The sequence below is a fragment of the Pseudomonas sp. CGJS7 genome, assembly GCF_036961695.1.
In genome coordinates this window covers 1-18,853 of record NZ_JBAMDI010000072.1, presented here as the reverse complement: position 1 = coordinate 18,853, position 18,853 = coordinate 1, and the positions used below count along the sequence as shown (strand labels likewise).

Annotated in this window: 11 protein-coding genes; 2 read left to right on the top strand and 9 right to left on the bottom strand. The window is 67.3% G+C overall.

The features are described from left to right. Positions 1–157: 157 nt before the first annotated feature. The 5 genes from V7787_RS32515 to V7787_RS32495 all read right to left on the bottom strand — a co-directional run bounded on the left by V7787_RS32515 (position 158) and on the right by V7787_RS32495 (position 10,018). Complete coding sequence (locus V7787_RS32515; protein WP_336091496.1) at positions 158–2,635, bottom strand: GH92 family glycosyl hydrolase; 2,478 nt, start codon at positions 2,633–2,635, stop codon at positions 158–160. Positions 2,636–2,710: 75 nt separating this feature from the next. Further along, positions 2,711–5,605 carry a TonB-dependent receptor plug domain-containing protein gene (locus V7787_RS32510; protein WP_336091494.1) on the bottom strand — a complete coding sequence of 965 codons (2,895 nt, stop codon included), beginning with the start codon at positions 5,603–5,605 and terminating at the stop codon, positions 2,711–2,713. Between the two features lie 627 nt (positions 5,606–6,232). Next, the gene (locus V7787_RS32505; protein ID WP_336091492.1) at positions 6,233–7,879 is read right to left on the bottom strand and encodes an AAA family ATPase; all 1,647 of its coding nucleotides are present in this window, start codon (positions 7,877–7,879) and stop codon (positions 6,233–6,235) included. Between the two features lie 355 nt (positions 7,880–8,234). Continuing rightward, positions 8,235–8,963: a copper homeostasis protein CutC gene (locus tag V7787_RS32500; RefSeq protein WP_336091491.1), complete on the bottom strand. Its 729-nt coding sequence runs from the start codon at positions 8,961–8,963 to the stop codon at positions 8,235–8,237. Positions 8,964–8,971: 8 nt separating this feature from the next. Then, positions 8,972–10,018, bottom strand: coding sequence for a N(4)-(beta-N-acetylglucosaminyl)-L-asparaginase (locus tag V7787_RS32495; RefSeq protein ID WP_336091489.1), 1,047 nt, complete (start codon positions 10,016–10,018; stop codon positions 8,972–8,974). Between the two features lie 232 nt (positions 10,019–10,250). On the opposite strand from V7787_RS32495, the gene V7787_RS32490 reads away from it, so the two are divergent. Continuing rightward, complete coding sequence (locus tag V7787_RS32490) at positions 10,251–11,615, top strand: hypothetical protein (RefSeq protein ID WP_336091487.1); 1,365 nt, start codon at positions 10,251–10,253, stop codon at positions 11,613–11,615. 75 nt (positions 11,616–11,690) lie between these two features. On the opposite strand, the gene V7787_RS32485 is transcribed toward V7787_RS32490, so the two are convergent. From V7787_RS32485 to V7787_RS32475, 3 genes are all read right to left on the bottom strand, one after another. Beyond that, the gene (locus V7787_RS32485; RefSeq protein ID WP_336091486.1) at positions 11,691–13,940 is read right to left on the bottom strand and encodes a hypothetical protein; all 2,250 of its coding nucleotides are present in this window, start codon (positions 13,938–13,940) and stop codon (positions 11,691–11,693) included. A gap of 452 nt (positions 13,941–14,392) precedes the next feature. Then, complete coding sequence (locus V7787_RS32480) at positions 14,393–14,530, bottom strand: hypothetical protein (protein ID WP_336091484.1); 138 nt, start codon at positions 14,528–14,530, stop codon at positions 14,393–14,395. Next, a complete protein-coding gene (locus V7787_RS32475) occupies positions 14,517–14,915 on the bottom strand; it encodes a transposase (protein ID WP_336091482.1) in 399 nt (132 codons plus the stop codon). Before V7787_RS32475 ends, V7787_RS32480 begins: the two co-directional genes overlap by 14 nt. Positions 14,916–15,277: 362 nt before the next feature. Between V7787_RS32475 and V7787_RS32470 the strand changes: the two genes are divergently transcribed. After that, positions 15,278–18,148 (top strand): TonB-dependent receptor, encoded by a 2,871-nt coding sequence (locus V7787_RS32470; protein ID WP_336091481.1) that lies wholly within the window; start codon positions 15,278–15,280, stop codon positions 18,146–18,148. A 53-nt stretch (positions 18,149–18,201) separates the two neighbouring features. On the opposite strand, the gene V7787_RS32465 is transcribed toward V7787_RS32470, so the two are convergent. After that, positions 18,202–18,853: transposase (locus tag V7787_RS32465; protein WP_336091480.1), on the bottom strand; the 652-nt coding region annotated here is incomplete at its 5' end.

Below are 18,853 nucleotides of genomic sequence, written 5' to 3'. Positions count from 1 at the left end.
TGGATCCCCGCCTTCGCGGGGATGACGGCCGGGAGTGATGCGCCCCGGGTCGGACTTCGTCGCACTGCCTTGCTTCGTCGCACTGCTTCACGTCGTCACACAGCGTTACTTCATCGCGCTGCCTTGCTTCCTCGCTCGGCCACCAGCGCCGCCCGACTCAGCGCGGCGAAGCGCACGCCGAAACCGGCAGCGCTTCGGGCTTGGTGCCCCAACCGCCCTCGGCCGGCGTCTTGCCCAGTTCGAAACGCAACTTGCCGCCGTTGCGCAGCGCGCTCCAATCCAGCCACACCTTGTCCTGCGGCTTGCCGTCGAAACTCGCCGACTGCACGTATTGCAAACCGCGCCCGTCCGCGCCCGGCGCCTCGATGGTCAAGGTCTTGCCCTGCCCCAGGTCCAGTTCCACCTTCTCGAAGCGCGGGGTGTGCAGCAGCAGTTCGCCGCTGCCCGGCACCGCCGGATACAGGCCGATCGCGCTGAACAGATACCAGGCCGACATCGTGCCCAGATCGTCGTTGCCGGTGACGCCGTTGGGCGCGTTGGTGAACAGCGCCTGGGCCGAGCGCAACACGGTCGCGGTCTTCCACGGCTGGCCGATCAGCGTGTACATCCACGGGCTGTGCAGATCGGGTTCGTTGTTGGGGTTGTAGCGGTACTGGTTGTAGTAGCTGTACGGCCCGACCACCCACTGCTTGCGCGCCGCGCCGAGCGGGTCGGCCAACAACGCGTCGTAGGCGAAGAACGCGTCCAGACGCTTGCCGGTCTGCTCCGCGCCGCCCATCGCCGCGACCACGCCGGGCACGTCCTGCTGGGTCAGCCACTGATACTGCCAGGCGGTGCCTTCGTGGAAGCCATGGTGCGAACGCGGGCTGTAGCTGCCGTCGGTTTCGTTGTAGAACGCGCCGCCTTCCAGACGCGGACGCGGGAAGCCCTTGAAGCCCAATTCGGGATCGGTGGCGTCGCTGTCCCAGACCTTGCGCCAGTTGCGGCCGCGCTCGCGCAGGGTCGCGGCGTCCTCGCTCTTGCCCAGGGCCTGCGCCATCTGCGACAGCGAGCAATCGCCGAGCGCGTATTCCAGGGTCGAAGAACCGCCGTGATGCGGGTCCACGTCCATGCTCTTGGCCGGGAACGCGCGGTCGTACTGGACGAAGCCGTCCTTGAGGTAGCTCGGGTTGCCGGCGCGGCCGTTGCTGCGCACCAACGCCGGCGGGATGCCGTAAGCGTTCTCGCGCAGCGCCGCATACGCCTGCTGTTCGCGGCCTTCCAGCGCGCCGAAACGCCACAGGTCGACCATGAACGGCGTCACCGGATCGCCGGTCATCACGTTGCTGTCGTAGTTGGCGTAGCCCCAGCGCGGCAGCCAGCCGTTCTGCTCGTGGATCTTCAGCACCGAGTTGGCGATATCGCGGGCGCGCTGCGGACGCAGCATCGCCAGCAATTGGTTCTGCGAACGATAGGTGTCCCACAGCGAGAAATACTCGTAGTAGGTCCAGCCTTCGGCCTTGTGGATTTGCGTGTCGTAGCCGCGGTAGCGGCCGTCGCTGTCGCTGCCGGTCAGCGGCTGCAGCAGCGAGTGGTACAGCGCGGTGTAGAACACGGTGCGGTCGTCGCCGTTGCCGCCGGTGACCTTGACCGAATCGAGTTCCTTGCGCCACGCGGCCTGGGCCTGGGTGCGCATGGCCTCGAAGCTCAGCGGCTTGCCGCTCTTAGTGCCCTCATCGCGCAGATTGCGCCGCGCGCCTTCGGCGTCGACGTGCGAGATCGCGCTGATCGCGGTCACCGCGCGGTTGCCGGCGGTGTCGAAGGTGAACCAGGCGCCGTGCGGACGGGTGTCGCCCTGCATGCTGACCTTGCCGCCGGGATGGCCGCCGGTTTCGTCCCAGGTGCCGTGGCTGGCGAAGGGTCGGTCGAATTCCATCCGGAACCAAGTGGTGTATTGCTGGCCGCCGCAGAAACTCTTGGTGACGATCTTGCCTTCGACCGCGCGGTCGCCGACCACCTGGATGTTGCTGCCCACCACCAGATGCCGCTCGTTGGCCTGTCCGGTGTTGACCAGCACCGTGCCCTGCCTGGCGCCGGCCGGGAAGGTGTAGCGCTCGGCCGCGGCGCGGGTCAGCGCGGTGGCTTCGGCGTCGATCGGGCCGGCGGCTTCGCCGGTCAGACGCACCTTGTAGTAACCGGCCTGGCCGACTTCACCGTCGTGGGTGTAGGTCGAGGCGTAGGTCTTGTGATCGAAGGATTTGAATTCCTTGGTATCGAAACGCTTGCCCGGACCGATCTCGCCGGTGGTCGGCAGCACCGACAACAGACCGCCCTGCTCCCAGCAACCGGCGCCGGACAGGAACGAATGGCCGAAGCCGCGGATCTTCGGATCGTCGTAGCGCCAACCCGAGTAGTGATCGCCGATCGGGCTGACCTGGATCAGGCCGAACGGCGCGGACGCGCCGGGAAAGGTGTTGCCGTCGTCCTTGCTGCCGATGAAGGTATTGACCTCGCGCACCGGATCGCGCGCGGCCTCGGCCGCGTGCGCGAGCGGCCCGCCCAGCAGTACCACGCTCAACGCCGCGGCCAGGGGCCAGAGCTTGGCGCTCTTGCCGGAAACCGTACCGTGCCTGCGTCGAAGCGGATTGCCAGTCATCGTTTGTCGCGTCCCTTGGTTGGAGAGTGGAAGCATCGCGGCGGCGTCGGCCGCCGCCGCGATGCGTGCTGCGGCTTACTTGAGATCCAACACGTACTCGAGCGCGATCTCGCGTCCGACCGGGCTGAAGATGCGGTCGGCGATGAAGGCGAAATCCTTCTTGTACGGGTCTTTTTCTTCGTTGACTTCGTCGAAGATGTTGCTGACGTAGAAGTTGACCTTGGCGTTGTCGGTGATGCGGTAACCCGCGCTCATGTTCCAGGTGATCGCCGGCCCCACCCGGCCCCAGTACTTCTCGGTCTTCTGACCGAAGGTCGGGCTGGCCGGATCGGTATCGCTGCAATCGTCGGAACCCGGCGCATAGCCGTCGGCGAAGCTGCGGCAGCCGCGGAAGCGCACGCTGGGCACGCTGCCGACGCGGTCGGCGTAGACGGTCGCGTTCCACTTGTTGCGCTGCCAGTTGACGCTGCCGCGGAACTTGCTGCGCGGCTCGTCGGTGCGCTTGTTCTGCATTTGTTCGCTGTCGTCGGTGCGCGTTTCCAGCTTGAGCAGGTTGGTGTAGTTCAAGCCCAGGCTGAAATCGCCCCAGCGCTCGGTGTTGAAGCGGTACTTGAGCGAAGCGTCGATGCCCTGCACGTTGCGCGCGGCGCGGTTGATCGGGCCGGTGCGGATGTCGGTGACCTGCCCGACCAAGGGGCCGGCGCCGTCCGGATCGGGACCGCGGGTGACCCGGCCGATCTGCAGGCGGCAACGGTCGGCGCTGGGCGCGCCGACGCGCGGTTCGCCGGTCGGGGTCTTGCCGGTCAGGCAGAAGGCTTCATCGAGCAGCACATCGTTGGCGCCGATGTCGTCGATTTCGTCTTCCAGCTCGATCCGCCAGTAGTCGGTCGACACCGACAGGCCGTCGGCGATGTCCCACACGTAGCCGACGGTCCAGGATTTTCCGGTCTCGTACTTCAGATTCGGGGTGCCTTCGCGGGCGATGTCGACGTCCTCGGACTTGAAGCCCGAATCCCAGGTGCAATTGCCCTGCTGGCCGGCGCGCAGGCAGTTCAGGTAATCGGTCTGATCGGCCACCGAGGTGCTCGGGGTGGCGTAGACGAAGTGCATGTCCGGCGCGCGGAAACTGGTGGCGTAGGTGCCGCGCACCAGCAGGTTGGAGAACGGGCGCCATTCCAGGCCGGCGTTGTAGGTGGTCGCGGCATCGCCCGAGACCGCGTCGTATTTGTCGTAGCGGCCCGCCACCGATGCGGTCAGCGACTTCAGCAGCGGGATCTTGAATTCGACGCCGGCGGCGTAGTGATCGCGCGAACCCGAACCGCGGTCGAGATTGGCGGTTTGTTCGTACATCGGGTTGTTGATGGTGTTGGGATCCGGCTCCAGGCGATAGCCCTGCTTGGCCGCTTCCAACTGACCGGCGAAACCGATCGGGCCGGCCCAGCCTTCGAACAGATCGCCGCTGACGATGAAGTTGGCCGAGGTCAGCCAGGACTCCGCGCGGTTCTTGCCGCGGGTGCTGATCGAGGCGTAATCCTGCGGCGAGATCGGGTTCCACAAGCGGCCCTGATCGATCCGGTCGCGGTTGGGGCCGAGGAAGTAGCGGTCGGCTTCGGCCCGCAGGATCGCCGGGAATTTTTCGTCGACGGTGTACTCGGCGCGGCCGATGCTGAAATCCCAGTCGAAGCGATCGCCGAACTTGCCGCTCAAACCGGCCGACAGATCCCAGGACAATTCGTCCGAACGGGTATAGCCGTTCTCGACCCCGCCGATTTCCTTCGGGGTGAAGCGCTTGAACAGGTCCAGATCGGCGTTGAGGCCGACGTCGTGATAGGTGCCGTTGGAGCTCCAGCCCGGCATGAAGGTCATGTTGGTGCCGCGCGAGCTCCACACGCCCAGGCTCGCCCAGCCCTTCATGCCGTTGGCGAAGTCGTAATTGGCGTACAGATAGCCGGAGCGGTCTTCGCTGCCGTTGCGCAGGGTCCAGTGCTGGAAGGCCGCGTTCTGGCCGCACTGCCAACCGGTGTTGGTGATCGCGCCGGTGTTGCGGTTGAAGGTGCGGCGGTTCTGCAGGAAGAACTCATCGCCGTACTGATCGCAGGCGCCCGGCGGCGGCATCATGCGCTGGCCGGTGCCGGCGTTGAGCATGCGGATGCCGACCGAAGGCAGGATGCCGACGGCGCGGTCCTGCGGATTGAGCGACAGCGGCGGCGCGTCGAACTCCGAATCCATGAACTCGCGGGCGCTGGCCGGCATCGCTTCGCGCTTGAAGTACTGCAGCGCGTAGGTGAGGCTCCAGTTGTCGCCGCTGCGGCCGCCGGCCCAGGACAGGTCGATGGCGTCGCGGCCGCCGCGGGTGGCGGTGCCGCCGCGGACCTTGATCTGATCGCCCTGGAATTCCTTCTTCAAGATCACGTTGATCACGCCGGCGACGGCGTCGGAGCCGTAGATCGCCGAGGCGCCGCTGGCCAGCACTTCGATGCGCTCGACGATCGCGGTGGGAATGTTGTTGTAGTTGGCGAAGTTGCTCTTGCCCTGGTACGGCAGCGGGTAATCGACCACGCGGCGGCCGTTGATCAGCAGCAGGCTGCGGCCCGGGCCCATGTTGCGCAGGTTCAGCGGGCTGGCGTTGACTGTGTGCTGGCCCCAGGCGATGTCGGACTCGACCGTGCCCATGGCCTCGGTCAAAGTGGTCAGCGCGTCGTAGACGGTGTTGAAGCCTTCTTTTTCGATCTGCGCGGCGGTGATGGTGAACACCGGCGCCGGGCCTTCGATCTCGGCGCGCTTGATGCGCGAACCGGTCACGGTGACCTTGTCGATATCGGTCGGTTTGCCGGTCGCGGCGGCGGCAGGCTCGGCGTCGGCCCCCGCCGACGCTTGCGCCTGTTCGGGCGCGGCCTGCGCCAGCGGCGCGAACAGGACCGACAACAAAGCGCATGTCAGCGCGCTGCGTCTGAAAGTGGAATGGCTCATCTCGCGGTGCTCCCCAGTGGAAAAGTGGACTGCAATGGCGACCGATCCGTGGTCCCGAAACTGTCTCGAAACACATTTCTCTCGATCTAAGCAATGGCCTGAGCGGGCGTGGAATACCGCTCAAGCTGGTCCAATCCCCAAATTGGATCGATCTAAATTAACCACAATCAACCGCCGGCATGCATGACGCGGCGCAGCAATGGAGCTGTGTTAGGGGCGCCGGCTGGCGCCCGATTGCGGCAAGTGCTTGTTTTGCCGAGTCTGCCCGCAGGGTCGGGGCCGTGGCGGCCTGCGCTGAGGAAGGCTGCGGGCGCTGCAACGCACGATGGCCGCGCGGATCGGGGCGGCAGCGCGGCCTGGTGGCCGGCCATCGCATCGGCCGGGGTGAGCGCACGAGCGCATGGCGCCCCCCCCAAAACACAGCGCGGCCGCCGGTTTCGGCCCGGCGGCCGGCGTCGAGCGCGGTTCCCGCGAACCGCGCCGACAAACCTGCCCGGGCCCGCGTTTACCCGGACAGGCAGCCAGAGCGCCGCCGCTGCCGCCCATGGCCTGGCCGGCGTGCGAACGACACCGGTGCGAGGCCACCTGCTCTTCGCAGCCCTGGATGGCGCATCGCGCAGGCTTCGATCAGCCGCCGGAGCGCGCGTCCGGATCGGACAACGCGTCCGTCGCGCCGCCGAGCAGACGCAAGTTCAAGCCGTCGTGTTCGCTGAGCATTTCGTCGAGCACGGTTTTCAGATCGTCCGGCCCGATCCGTCCGGCGTGCCCGGCGCTGATCGATTGCTGGGCCAGGCGTCGCGAAATCTCCTTGATGAACGCAGCGCTGACGCCGTCGGTGCGTTCGATCAGCGCGGCCTGCGCCTGCGGGTCGATGCTCAGGGCGCCGCAATACAACTGCAGCAATCGCGCGCGGCCATCGGCATCCGGCACCGGCACTTCGATCGCGTGATCGATGCGGCCCGGACGCTGGACCAATGCCGCTTCCAGCGTTTGCGGACGGTTGGTGGTCATGATCACGAACACATCGGTGTCCGGGCGCAGACCGTCCATCTCGTTCAACAGGCGATTGAGCATGACCTCCTCGCAACCCGAGTTCATGTCGTCGCGCTGACGGGCGATCAGATCGGCGTCCTCGATCACGATGATCGACGGCGCGAACAAACGCGCCAGCCGGAAATACACGCCGATCATGCCGATCTGCTCGGCGGTGACCAGAAAGGTGGTGTGATCGTGCAGACGCTGGGCCAGGTAGCGGATGGTGTGGGTCTTGCCGGTGCCGGGCGGGCCGTACAACAACAGCCCCTTGCGGCCGGATTGGCCCATCGCCTTCAACGCATCGCGCTCCGCCGCGAACCCGATGACGTGACGGTCCAAGGCCTGTTTGACCCGCTGCGGCAGGATCAGCTCGTGTTCGGCCACCGGCGTGCGGAAGTGCACGGTCAGCCCGTTGGCGGTGCCGCGGTAGTTGTCGCCGCTTTCCAGCGACAACACCTTGCCGCGGTAGCTGCGGCCCTGAGCGACGGCGGCCTCGATCGCTTCGAGCATGGCGCTGGTCCGGGCTGCGGCTTCTTCGCCGGGAGGCGCCATGATCTCCACGCTGAGCTGGGATTCGCCGTGGAACGGCGAGCGCTGGTTGACCCACACCGCCAGCGGCGTGCGTTCATCGTCGAGCAACGACAAGCAATTGGTCGCCAATCGCGCCGGCCGCGCCTCGCCGATGTCGACGTCTTCGTATTGCAGCGCGCCGATCAGCTTGGCTTGGTCGCGCTCGGCAACCAGCGTGGCCATGTCGGTGGTTTCGTAGCTGTGGCGCGCATGCACGCCGACCCGGCGCGCGCCCGCCATCAAGGCATCCACCGCGGTCTGCACATCGGTGCGCAGGTAGTTGGGGAACTCGCGCTTGACGATCACCAGCGCATCGGTGCTCCACGCGGCGAACAATTCGCCGAGCAAGTGATGCGCCTTGCGCGCCAGTTTCGGCTTGGCCGGCGGCTCGGCTTGGGTCTGCTCTTCCAGCACGATGCGCAACGTGCGGCAGCCGTATTCGGGCGCCAGCCGCACCATTTCGTCGCGAATCGATTCGGCGATGGCCGGCGCCCACGGCCCGAGTTGGGCAGTGCCGTTGCGCGCGATGTGGCGCGCCCAGCCGCGCGCGTTGTCCTTGCCGAAGCCGATACAGCGGCGCAGCAGTTCGGTCACGCCCTCGAACGGGGCGTCGTCGTCGTCGTGCAGGGTGATGTAACGGTCTTGGGTCCAGCCGGGAGTGTTTTGCATGGGATTGATCGTCGTCAGACGCGTCGGGTGAAATCGACACCCGCCGCAGCGCACGGCATGGCCGGGCTGAGCGAGTGAACGCAGAGGATTGGCAGCAAGCCGCCGGTGGTGGCGGCGAAGGGTGTGAGCGCCTGGGAGTTCAGGCAGTGCGCGCTATCCGGCGCGGCGTCGATGCATCCATGATCGAACGGTGGCCCCAAGCGGGGCGTCAGGTGTGATGGCTATAGGATTCTGGTTTTTTCCGCGGCCGTCAAACGTTTTGGCGCGGATCGGCGCGACGCCGGTCGGCGACAAACGGTCGGGGTGCGGCCGCGGCGGTATCGGCGGGGACGCTCGGTATTCGTCGGCGCTCGGCTCAGCCGCGCAGCGCCTGCACCAACGCCCGCACCGTGTCGGCGTCGCTCTGAATCCAGTCCGCGGGCAAACCCGTCAGCTCCGGATTGCGATAGCGCATCGCCGAAAGCCGCGCTTGCTTGGCCGAGGCGTGCAGTTCGCGCACTTGCGCGCGCTGCGCCAGCGCGGCGATGTTCTGCGCGGTCGCGCCCGCGCCGGCCATCAGTTCGATCCGCCCGGCCGCTTGCCGCACCAGCGCGGCGATCCGGTCCGCGCCTTGCCACGCGTCGGCGGCGCCGCCGGAGGTGAGGATGCGTTCGCAGCCCAGGCCGATCGCCGCTTCCAGCGCCGCGGATTGGTCGCGCGCGGCATCGAAGGCGCGATGGAAGGTCACGCCCAGCGACCCGGCCGCCGCGATCAGTTCCCGGCACAGCGCGACATCGACATCGCCGTCGGCATCCAGCGCGCCGATCACCACGCCGTCGCAGCCCAGCCGCACGCACACTTCGACATCCGCGCGCATCGCCGCCAGTTCGTCGCGGTCGTAGAGAAAATCGCCGGCGCGCGGGCGGATCAACACGTACAGCGGTATGCGCAGGCGATCGCGCGCGACCGCCAGGGTGCCGTACGACGGCGTGGTGCCGCCCTCGCCCAGGTTCTCGCACAGTTCCACCCGGTCGGCGCCGCCGGCCTGCGCGGCCAGCGCCGAACCCAGGGAATTGGCCGAGATTTCCAGCAGTTTTTCGCTCATCGCCGCACTCAGGTTTGTTCGGTCGTGTAGACCGAACGCGAATCGAGCAAGGCGTCGCGCTTGTTCGCATCGCATACCGCGTATACGAACCCGCGATGCAGCGCATGCGCGCCGACTTCGCCGTGTTTGTTGATCGCCAGGAAACACACCTGCAAGGTCTTGCTGGCCTGCGGCCGCTTGCGCACCAGCCGGTCGATCGCCTCGCGGCAGGCTTCGTCCGGGCTGCGGCCTTGGCGCATCAGTTCGACCACCAGGAAACTGGCGGCATTGCGCAGCATTTCTTCGCCCACGCCCGAAGCGGTGGCGGCGCCCACCTCGTTGTCGACATACAGCCCCGCGCCGACGATCGGGCTGTCGCCGACTCGGCCGTGCAGCTTCCAGGCCATGCCGCTGGTGGTGCAGGCGCCGGCCAGTTTGCCGCTGCGGTCGATGGCCAGAATGCCCAAGGTGTCGTGATTGGATTTGTCGCCGGGCTTGGCGTTGTCGAGCCGCTCGGCGTTGATCTGCGGCTGGTACTTGGAGGTCTTGCGCCATTCGTTCCAGGCCGCGCGGGCCTTGTCGGTCAACAGCGGCTCTTTCTTGAAACCCTGTTCGATCGCGAACTGCTGCGCACCGGCGCCGACCAGCAACACGTGCGGGGTGCGCTCCATCACCCGCCGCGCCACCGTCACCGGATGGGCGATGTCTTCCAGCGCGGCGACCGCGCCGCAGCGGCCGTCGCCGTCCATGATGCTGGCGTCCAGGGTCAGCACGCCGTCGCGATCGGGATTGCCGCAGCGGCCGACCGTGCTGTTGCACAGATCGGCCTCGGCCCAGCGCGCGCCGGCCTCGACCGCGTCCAGGGCCGAACCGCCGGCCTGCAACACCGGCCACGCCGCCTGGTTGGCGCCGACGCCGAAGTCCCAGGTCGACACCACCCGCGCACCTTCGATAGCCTTGGGCGCCGGCGGCGCGGCCGCTGAGGCCGCTGAGGCCGATTCGGCGGCGAACGACGGCAACGCGGCGGCGCCCGCGGCGAACAGCGAGCTTTGCAGGAAACGACGGCGAGAGGTCATGGCGGACTCGGGGACTCGGACGCGCGCACGGCGCGGACCGGCCACACGCTAGCCCCTGGCGCCACGCGCGCGCAACCGGATTCTGTCGAAAAGCTGTCGCCGGCTTTTCCGACCGACTGCGCATTCGCACAAAACCGCACCGCTGCGCCGGCCGCACACTGCCAACGCGCGCACAACCGCGCGGCCGAGGCGAAAACACACTGCAGGCCCTTTCCGTTTGCAGAGACCGTCCATGCGATCCAAACCGACCTTGCCGCTGTCGTCCGGCCTGCGCCGCGGCGCCGCGGCCTTGCTGACCTTCGCCCTCGCCTGCGCCAGCGCGCACGCCGCCACCGTGCAGGTGGAGATCGGCGCGCAGAACGGCAAGGTGCGAATGACGCCCGGCGCCACCCTGGTGCAAAACAGTTTGCGCGATTGGGGCGACCCGGACGCGCTGGCGCGCGGCACCGCCTTGCTCAAGCAGCTGTATCCGTACAAGAACGTGCACCTCATGGGCTGGGGCACCGACAACCCGCAGCCCTCGCCCGGCGATTACCGCTGGGAAACGCTGGACCAACGCGTCGCCCAGATCCGCGCCGCCGGCGGCACACCGGTGATCACCTTGTGCTGCGCGCCGGACTGGATGCGCGGCGATCCCGCCGGCCAGACCGATTGGAGCCGCTTCACCAACGCGCCGATCCCCGAGCACTTCGCCGATTTCGCCGAACTGGCGCGGCAAGTCGCGCTGCGTTACCCGCAGGTCAAGCACTATCAGGTCTGGAACGAGTTCAAGGGTTTCTGGAACGAAGCCGAAAACCGCTGGGATTACGAGGGTTATACCCGCCTGTACAACCTGGTCTACGCCGCGCTCAAGGGCGTGAATCCGGCGATCAAGGTCGGCGGCCCGTACACCAGCGTGACCGCGTTCAATCTGATCGACGTCGGCCATAAATCCGAACTGCGCGGCCCTTACGGCTATGTCGATCAGCGGGTGCTGGACGCCATCGACTATTGGCTCGCCAACAAACACGGCGCCGATTTCCTGACCGTCGACGGCGGCCTGTACAACACTTCACAGGAAACCGTGCCGACCCGGGCCAGCCCGTTCGCGATGATGCAGTACTACGCCGACGTCAACCGTTGGCTGCGCAACCGCAGCAGCCTGCCGATCTGGTGGGCGGAGTGGTACGTCACCGACACCTTCGCCGACAAGCCTTATTTGCCGGGCTATTTCAACGACAAGAACCAGAACGCGTTGATGAGCAAGGCGCTGCTGACGATGGCGCCGGATGTCGCGGTGAGCTTGCGTTGGGCACCGGACGGCAACGCCGCGCGCGCGCCCGGCGGCAATCAGGAAAGCACCTGGCGCGATACGTTGCTGGAAGACGGCAGCGGCGGCACGCCGTTCCCGTTCGCCGCCAGCGTGCGCGAGTTCCGCCGCTGCTTCGCGCCCGGCGCGCTGTTGTATACGACCCGCGTATCCAGCGCCGATGTCGCCGCGTACGCCAGCGCCCGCTGCGTGGCGCTGATCAATCAGACCGACCGGGCGCAGAACGTCGCGGTGATCGGCAAGCAGGTTGCGCTGGCCGCCTACGAGGTGCGTTACCTGGATCGTTGATCCGCGCGCCGCGACCGCGGCGCGCATGCGAATGCGAACGCAATGCGCGTCCGCATTCGCGGCGGGTCGATGCGATCAGCCCGCGCTCGGCAACGGCCGGCCCTTGGCCTGCAACAAGGCCGCGAACTCATCCCAGGTGCCGGCGACGACTTCGCGGCTGCTGCGGCCGACGCGGAAGTCGGCACCGTCGTCGTTGACCATCGGGTTGCCGCCTTCGCGCATCCGCGCGAACGAATTCAGGAAATCGACCTTGTCCTGATCGGTCTTGCCTTCGAACTTGTTCAGATCGCCGCCGGCCTTGTCCAGCGCCTCGTGGGCGCGGTCGCGGATCGATTCCAGATCGCCCTTGCTCAGGCCGTTGAGCCATTGCACCGTTTGCTGCGGAGTCAGATCGCGGCTGGCGGCGAATTCGAACAGGAACGGCACCGGGCTGTGGCCCTCGCCGCTTTGGTCGACCAAGGCGCCGGCCACGTCTTCCTTCAATCCGGCGTGTTGCAGGAATTCCTTCGACGTCGAATTCATGTGTTCGTTGGAAGCGTCCACGCGCCGCCACTGATTCAAGCCGATGCTGCCGATCGCCGCCAACGCGCCGACCGCGACGCCGACCGGTCCGGCCCAGGCGGTGGTGCCGAAGGTGGCCAGCGCGGCGCCGGCCAGGCCGATCCCGGTCAGGGTCGCCTGGCTGGCGTCGCCGTCGCGGATGTTGCGATACAGATCCACGCCGCCGAACACCAGACCGGCGCCGCCGAGCACCTTGCCCAACACCGGATTGCCCAAGGTCGTGGCCAACTTGCTTTCCGGCGCCAACGCGCCGGCGCTGACCAGCGCTTCGGTGGTGCCGCTGGACAGACCGACCAGATCGGCCAGCCCGCGCATCGCCTTTTCCGGGTCCGGATCGGCCAGCAGTTCGCTGCCCGATTGATACATGCCGATCGCGCCCGCGCTCAGACCGAGCAAGCGAATGCCTTGCACGGCGCCGGCGTTGGTGCTGGTGCGGCTGAGCTCATCGACCTGGGTGCCGAAGGCTTCCAGGCGGTTGCTCATCTCGGTGACCGAAATGCGGTTGCCGCTTTCGGGCAAGGTCCGCGCCAGGGTATCGAGCACGCTGTCGAACTTGTCGGCCGGCAACCCCATCGCCTTGGCGTAGTTGGAGTCGCGGAATTTCCCGATCTCGGCCTGCGCGTCGCGGATGGTCTGCGGCTGGTTGGGATCGACCTCCTGGATCACCTTCTGCACATTGCTCAGATAACTCTGGCCGAGCTTGCCGGCGAAGTCGGCCGAGCTGCCGGTGACCTTGACGCCGTCGAAGAAGCCCATCGCCTCGTTGATCTCGGCCTGGGTCGCGCCGCCGTTCTCGCCGAGCGCCAGGGCGACCGCGGTCTGCGCCTGCGGGTTGTCTTCACCAAGAGTGTCGAGCAGCTCCTGCTTCTCTTCGGGGCTGAGCTTGCCGATGTCGTCCTGGCCCAGGCGCTGCAGGATCTCGCGGCCGTGTTCGGCGGCCTTGCCCTGATATTCCTCCAGCTTGCCGGTCCATTCCGGACCCTTGTCCTTGCTGAAATCGTCGATGGCCTTCTGCAACTGCTGCGGCGTCATCGCCGGGCCTTCGTTGGCGATCAGCCAGTTCAGCTCTTCGGCGTGCTTGGTGTATTTGTCGACGTCCTTGGTGACGGTGCCTTCGACGAACTGCTTCACGCCCTGCGGCGTGGCGGCGAAGGCGTCGCTGACCGTGCGGTGGGCCTCGGGGGTGATTTCATCGCCCTTGAGCTTGTCCAGGCGGCTGCTTTCCAGCCACGATTTCGGCGCGCCTTCGTCCTGGCGCAACACCTCGCGCATCAGCGCGCCGCGGTCGGCTTCGGGCAGGCCCTGCAGCTTGTCGGCGAACGCGGTCAGGCGCGCATCGTAGTCGTCGGTCTGGCCCGAACGCGCGCCGACCTTGAGCAGATCCGCGGCGTCGGCGGCGGCGGTCACGTCGTACGGCAGGCCGTCGCGGTGCTGGCCTATGAAGGCCACCGCCGCCTCGCGGCCGATGATCTGATCGGTGTCGCCGCCGCGGTCGGCGCCGTCGATGGCGTCGAGGGTGTCGCGGTTGTCCAGCAAGTACTGCGCGGCTTCGCGCTGCTCGGCGCTGAAACGGCTGTCGCCGGCGACCGCGCGCAGATCCTCGTGGCTGATCTTGCCGTCCTGGTGTTGCTTGATCGCTTCCAGCAGGGCGTCTTGCTTGGCCTGCGCGGCGACGTCGTTGACGCCTTGCTTGGCGCCGTCGATGGTATCGAACTGCTGCCACAGCACGCGTACCGCATCGTTGGCACTTCTGATGTCCGTCATGACCGCCTCGTTAAGTGGAGAGTGCCTGGAGCCCGGCGCGCCTGAGCGCTGCTGCCGGGCTGTTGGCAACCACTTAAAAACGCATGCCGTCGCGTCGTCAACATAGGGCATACCCGCGGTGACATCGGTAACGACAACCTGTCGTCAGGCTGTCGTTTCCGACCCCTCGATCCACCAACCCGCGCACAGTTTCCGGCGTCGCTGTTGCGATGGCGCAACATGCCGCTGGCGCGGGCGCCGCGCAGGACAGCAACGAATCCAGGCCGTCCGGACGTTTTTGCGCGGATTGGCGCCTGCTTCGCGGCTGTGGGAGCGCATCGATTCGGCCGCCGCGCACGCGCGGCTGCGCTTGCTTGATGCCATTGCCGGGAGAAGGAAGCCGATAGTCCGGCCAGGCCCATTGCGGACCTGCGGCACAGCTTCGAACAAACTCACACTTTGCGAACAAACCTTCACAGTGCGAGGGCGCGGCGCCTCAGCGTCGAAAGCGCGGGCAAGGATTCGATGCGCGCCCGCGAATCGATTCTGCGCAGCGCAGGCGTCGGCGCGATGGCCGCCGCAAATCCAAGATCGTATTCAACGATCCTCATGCAGGATCCATTCGACCCTGCGCGCCGCGCGCCGGCGTTTCTTGCGGCGGTGCCGCTCGACGTAATCGAGCACCCGGCGCGCCGCATCCTCATTCAACACGCCGCCCGCGGCCACCCGCGACCACACCCCCAGTTCCACCCAGCGCGCGTTGCGCGCCCAGTTCACCCGCCAGTTGCCGAACCGGTCCTCGGCCAGCAACACCCAGTGGCAATCGCCGACCATCACCGACAGCGCGGCCTCGACGAACCGGCGATCGATCTCATCGCGGCCGGCCCGCAACGGAACCCACCGATTCGCCAGCGCTCGGATCGCCGCCCATTGATCGTCGCTGACCGATACCGGCGTTCCGGCCAGAGGTCTTTCGACGGTCTGAATCGATTGCATCGCGTCCTCCCGTTCTTGATCCATTCGCCGAACCCCCTACCCCGATCGCGGCCCATGCCCGCTTCGGCAGTCACACCGCGTACCAGCGATGTCGCGCGGCGGCCGGTGCGAGCTCAGACAGCGGCCTGCGCCGCGCAATCCGCGCGCGGCCATGCGCCATCGCAAAAAAACGGCGCGCCCACGCACGCGCCCACGGCAAACAAATCGCTGCTTTGGCATGCATGGTTCATGTCTGAACGCGATGAACGATCGACCCGCATCCGGACCGATCCCGCGGCTCCCGCCGCACGCGCGCGAGATGCCATAATCGGCAAACCAAGCGTGTTCACAGCCCGCACGCCTTCACTCGCGACAGACACCGCATGCACCCGTTCATCCGCGTCCTTGCCGTTGCCATCGTCGGAGCGCTCTGGATTGCTCCAGCAGGCGAAGCGATCGGCGCGGAGGCTTCCGGCGATGGTTACCGTCTCGCGCCCGGCGAACTGGACGCCGCACTGACCGCATTCGCGCTGCACTACCGCTTGCAGATCATGTACACGCCGGCCCAGGTCGCCGGCCTGCGCACCGCCGGACTCAGCGGCGCCGCCGACGCGCGCAGCGGCCTGGCGCAGTTGCTGAGCGGCAGCGGCCTGGCCGCGGTGGCGGTCAGTCCCGGCGTCTTTCTGCTGACGCCCGCGCCGCGCCCCGCCGCCAAGACGCGCGTCGGCAAAACCCCGGCCGGCGATCGCAATCCGGCGACGACGCCGTTCGAGCTGGACCCGATCCACGTCACCGGCAGCCGGATCGGGCGCGCGCAACTGGAAAGCGCCTTGCCCACCACGGTGATCGACCAAGAGCAGATTCGCGCCAGCGGCTACCAGACCCTGTTCGACGTGCTGCGCCATTTGCCCGGCATGGCCGGACATCACCCGTTCGATGTGGCCACCGAACAGGGCGCCAGCCAGGTGCCGGTGGCGGCCGCGGCATCGACCAGCCTGTACTCGCTCGGACCGCGGGCGACGTTGTTCCTGGTCGACGGTCGGCGCGTGGCCAGTTACGGCCTGGTCTCCTCCGCGCTGGGCGGCCTGGCCGATCTCAACGGCATTCCGCTGAGCATGGTCGATCGGATCGAGATCGTTCGCGGCGGCGCCTCGGCGATTTACGGCGCCGATGCGATGGCCGGCGTGGTCAACGTCATTCTCAAGAAAGACTACCTCGGCGGTGAAGTGGGCATGAGTTACGGCGTGTCCTCGCACGGCGACGGCGAAACCCAGCGCCAATCCGCCAGTTGGGGCGTGCCGATCGCGAGCCGCGGCCAACTGCATCTGGGCCTGGAACGCTTCGACCGCTCCGCCCTGCTCGGCCGCCAGCGATCCTGGAGTTCGATGAACCAACGCCGTTACGGCGGCGCGGACCATCGCGTGCCGTTCGGCTTTGTGGAAAACATCGACCGCGCCGAGTTGGTTCCGGCCTGCGCCAGCATCGACGACACCACCCCCGGCGGCATGGACTGCGGCTTCGACAGCAGCCGCTGGACCAGTTTGCAGCCCGGGCTGCGCAGCAACGCGCTGTACGCGTTCTACCGCCATTCCTTGAGCGCGCACACCGAGTTCTACGCGCAGGTGCGCAACACCCGCACCGAACTGAACATGAGCGCCGCGCCCAGCCACGGCGTGATGCAACTGCCGCCCGATCATCCCGACGCCACCGGCCCCAGCTTCGAACCCACCGGCGAGCATCTGTTGAGTTACTGGTTTTACGACGTGGGTCCTGTCCGCAACAGAATCGATACCCACGCTCAGGATTACGCCATCGGCTTGCGCGGCAGCCGGCCGGCGCTGGAGTGGACCCTCGACGCGTCGTTCGGCCGCAACCGGGTCGGCAATCGGATCGACGGGCTGATCGGATTGGACGCCATCGACAAGATCATCGAAAAGCGCAGCTATCGGTTCAACGGCATCGACCGCAACTCCCGCGAGGTGCTCGATTCGCTGTCGCCGCGGATCGGCCTGGATGGCGGCATGAGCATCTACGCGCTGTCGGGCAATGTCGAAACCGATCTGTTCGCGCTTGCCAGCGGTTCGGCGCGGATGGCGGCCGGCTTCGAGGCCCGCCACGAACACGCCCACAGCGCCCCGGACTCGGCGCTGATCAACGGCAACGTCGCCCTGGCCCACAACTTCCGCGCCAGCGATCTGTCGCGGGACATCGCCTCGGTATTCGCCGAAATCGACATGCCGTTGCGCAAGAATCTGTGGGCGAATGCGGCGTGGCGGCTGGACCGCAGCAGCGGCTACGAACGCGAGGCCTCGCCGATGCTCGGAATGCGCTGGCAGCCGTGGCCGGCGTTGGTGCTTCGTAGTTCCTTCGGCAAGGGATTTCGCGCGCCGGCATTGGCCGAATTGCGCGAACCGCTCATCCATCCCGGTTCGCGCGGTTACGCCTTGCTGCCGTTGAGCGAGCTTCCAGCGCCTTGCCGCCTGCCTTTCGAGCGCGAGAACAGATGCCTGGTCTGGTTGGGCGTGCGCGTGAACGAGCAACTGCGCCCGGAAACCTCGAGCAGCCGCAACTTCGGCCTGACCTGGACGCCGTCGCGCCGCCTCAGCGTGGCGCTGGACCGCTATCGCATCCGTCGCCGCAACGAGATTCTGGAAGTCGATCCGATCGCCTCGCTGGCGGACTATCCCGAAGCGCTGGTGAAAGACAAACAAGGCTATGTGACCGGCGTCGATCGTTACTTCGACAACATCGGCTCGACCGAAGCCGGCGGCTGGCAGCTGGATGTCCAAAGCGGTTTCGACAGCGCGTCCTGGGGCAGTTTCACCGCCCGGCTGGCCGGCCACTACCAAGATCTGCTCAGACGACGGCAACGGCGCGGCGAGACGGATGCCGACGTGCTTGTCGCCGGCGTGCCCAAACTCGCGCTCACCGGGAGCCTGCGCTGGAAGCGCGACGACTGGACGGTGACGTTCAATCTGCGCCATAGCGGCAGCAGCACCGTATTGGTCCCGGCCAAAACCGCTACGTTCCTGGTCGAAACGCAGATAGACCAACAACGCCGCGTGCCCAGTTCGACCTTGTCCGGCATCGACGTCGCCTATGCCGGCTTTCGCGGCTGGGTGCTGGCGTTGAACATGGACAACATCGCCGATCGCGCGCCGGCCAACGCCGACTTCAACGGCCGCGGCTACAGCGTCGTCGATGCCGATGTGGCCGGGCGTTATTGCACGTTCTCGGTACAGCGCCAGTTCTAGCCCGACCGTTGCGCGTGGGCGGCGCGCGCCGCGGCGTGCCGGGCGATGCGCGCTCATCGCCCGGCGCCGACATCGGCCGGCCCCTCCTCGAGGTCCGTCGCGCGCACGCTGCCGGCGACAGACCCGCGCCGTCCGCGCTTGGCGCGGAAGCGCTTTTCGCGAACCCGGTGTTCGACGCAGCGCGCGATCCGCAGCGACCACGCCTCGGTCATCACCCCGCTGTTCGCCAACACCGTCCACACGCCGCGCTCGATCCAGCGTTCGTTGCGGTTGTAAGCCACCCGCCAATCGCCGAACCGTTCCGCCGGCAGCCGGCTCCAGACGCAGTTTCCGATCATCACCGACAGCGCCGCATCCACGAACCTGCGCGCCTGCGCCCGCTCGCTGTCGCTCTTGGCGCTGACTTGCGCGACGACCTGGGCCACTCGCGCCCATTCGGCGTCGGACAGCGCGATCCACCGGCTGCTGCCCTGGTGATCCTGCCTGCCCGAGCCGACGGGCTCGGACTCGTTACCGCTTCGCATCTTGCCTCCACTCATCGGCGCCGGCGAAACTCGTCGCCGGCCGCGGGCCGCGTCCGCGCGCCCGCAATCGCCGTCGCATCCGCCCGACACGGCCGCCGGCGAGGCGAAAAGAATGGCCGCTGGTCCCGGGGGGAATGCCAGCGGCGAATATCCGCCGCCTTGGGGGTTACGATCGCGGCGG

Coding starts and splice junctions, on each gene's coding strand:
- V7787_RS32495 (WP_336091489.1), bottom strand. CDS start 10,018: ATGACCTCTCGCCGTCGTTTCCTGCAAAGCTCGCTGTTCGCCGCGGGC.
- V7787_RS32470 (WP_336091481.1), top strand. CDS start 15,278: ATGCACCCGTTCATCCGCGTCCTTGCCGTTGCCATCGTCGGAGCGCTC.
- V7787_RS32475 (WP_336091482.1), bottom strand. CDS start 14,915: ATGCAATCGATTCAGACCGTCGAAAGACCTCTGGCCGGAACGCCGGTA.
- V7787_RS32515 (WP_336091496.1), bottom strand. CDS start 2,635: ATGACTGGCAATCCGCTTCGACGCAGGCACGGTACGGTTTCCGGCAAG.
- V7787_RS32490 (WP_336091487.1), top strand. CDS start 10,251: ATGCGATCCAAACCGACCTTGCCGCTGTCGTCCGGCCTGCGCCGCGGC.
- V7787_RS32500 (WP_336091491.1), bottom strand. CDS start 8,963: ATGAGCGAAAAACTGCTGGAAATCTCGGCCAATTCCCTGGGTTCGGCG.
- V7787_RS32510 (WP_336091494.1), bottom strand. CDS start 5,605: ATGAGCCATTCCACTTTCAGACGCAGCGCGCTGACATGCGCTTTGTTG.
- V7787_RS32505 (WP_336091492.1), bottom strand. CDS start 7,879: ATGCAAAACACTCCCGGCTGGACCCAAGACCGTTACATCACCCTGCAC.
- V7787_RS32480 (WP_336091484.1), bottom strand. CDS start 14,530: ATGAGGATCGTTGAATACGATCTTGGATTTGCGGCGGCCATCGCGCCG.
- V7787_RS32485 (WP_336091486.1), bottom strand. CDS start 13,940: ATGACGGACATCAGAAGTGCCAACGATGCGGTACGCGTGCTGTGGCAG.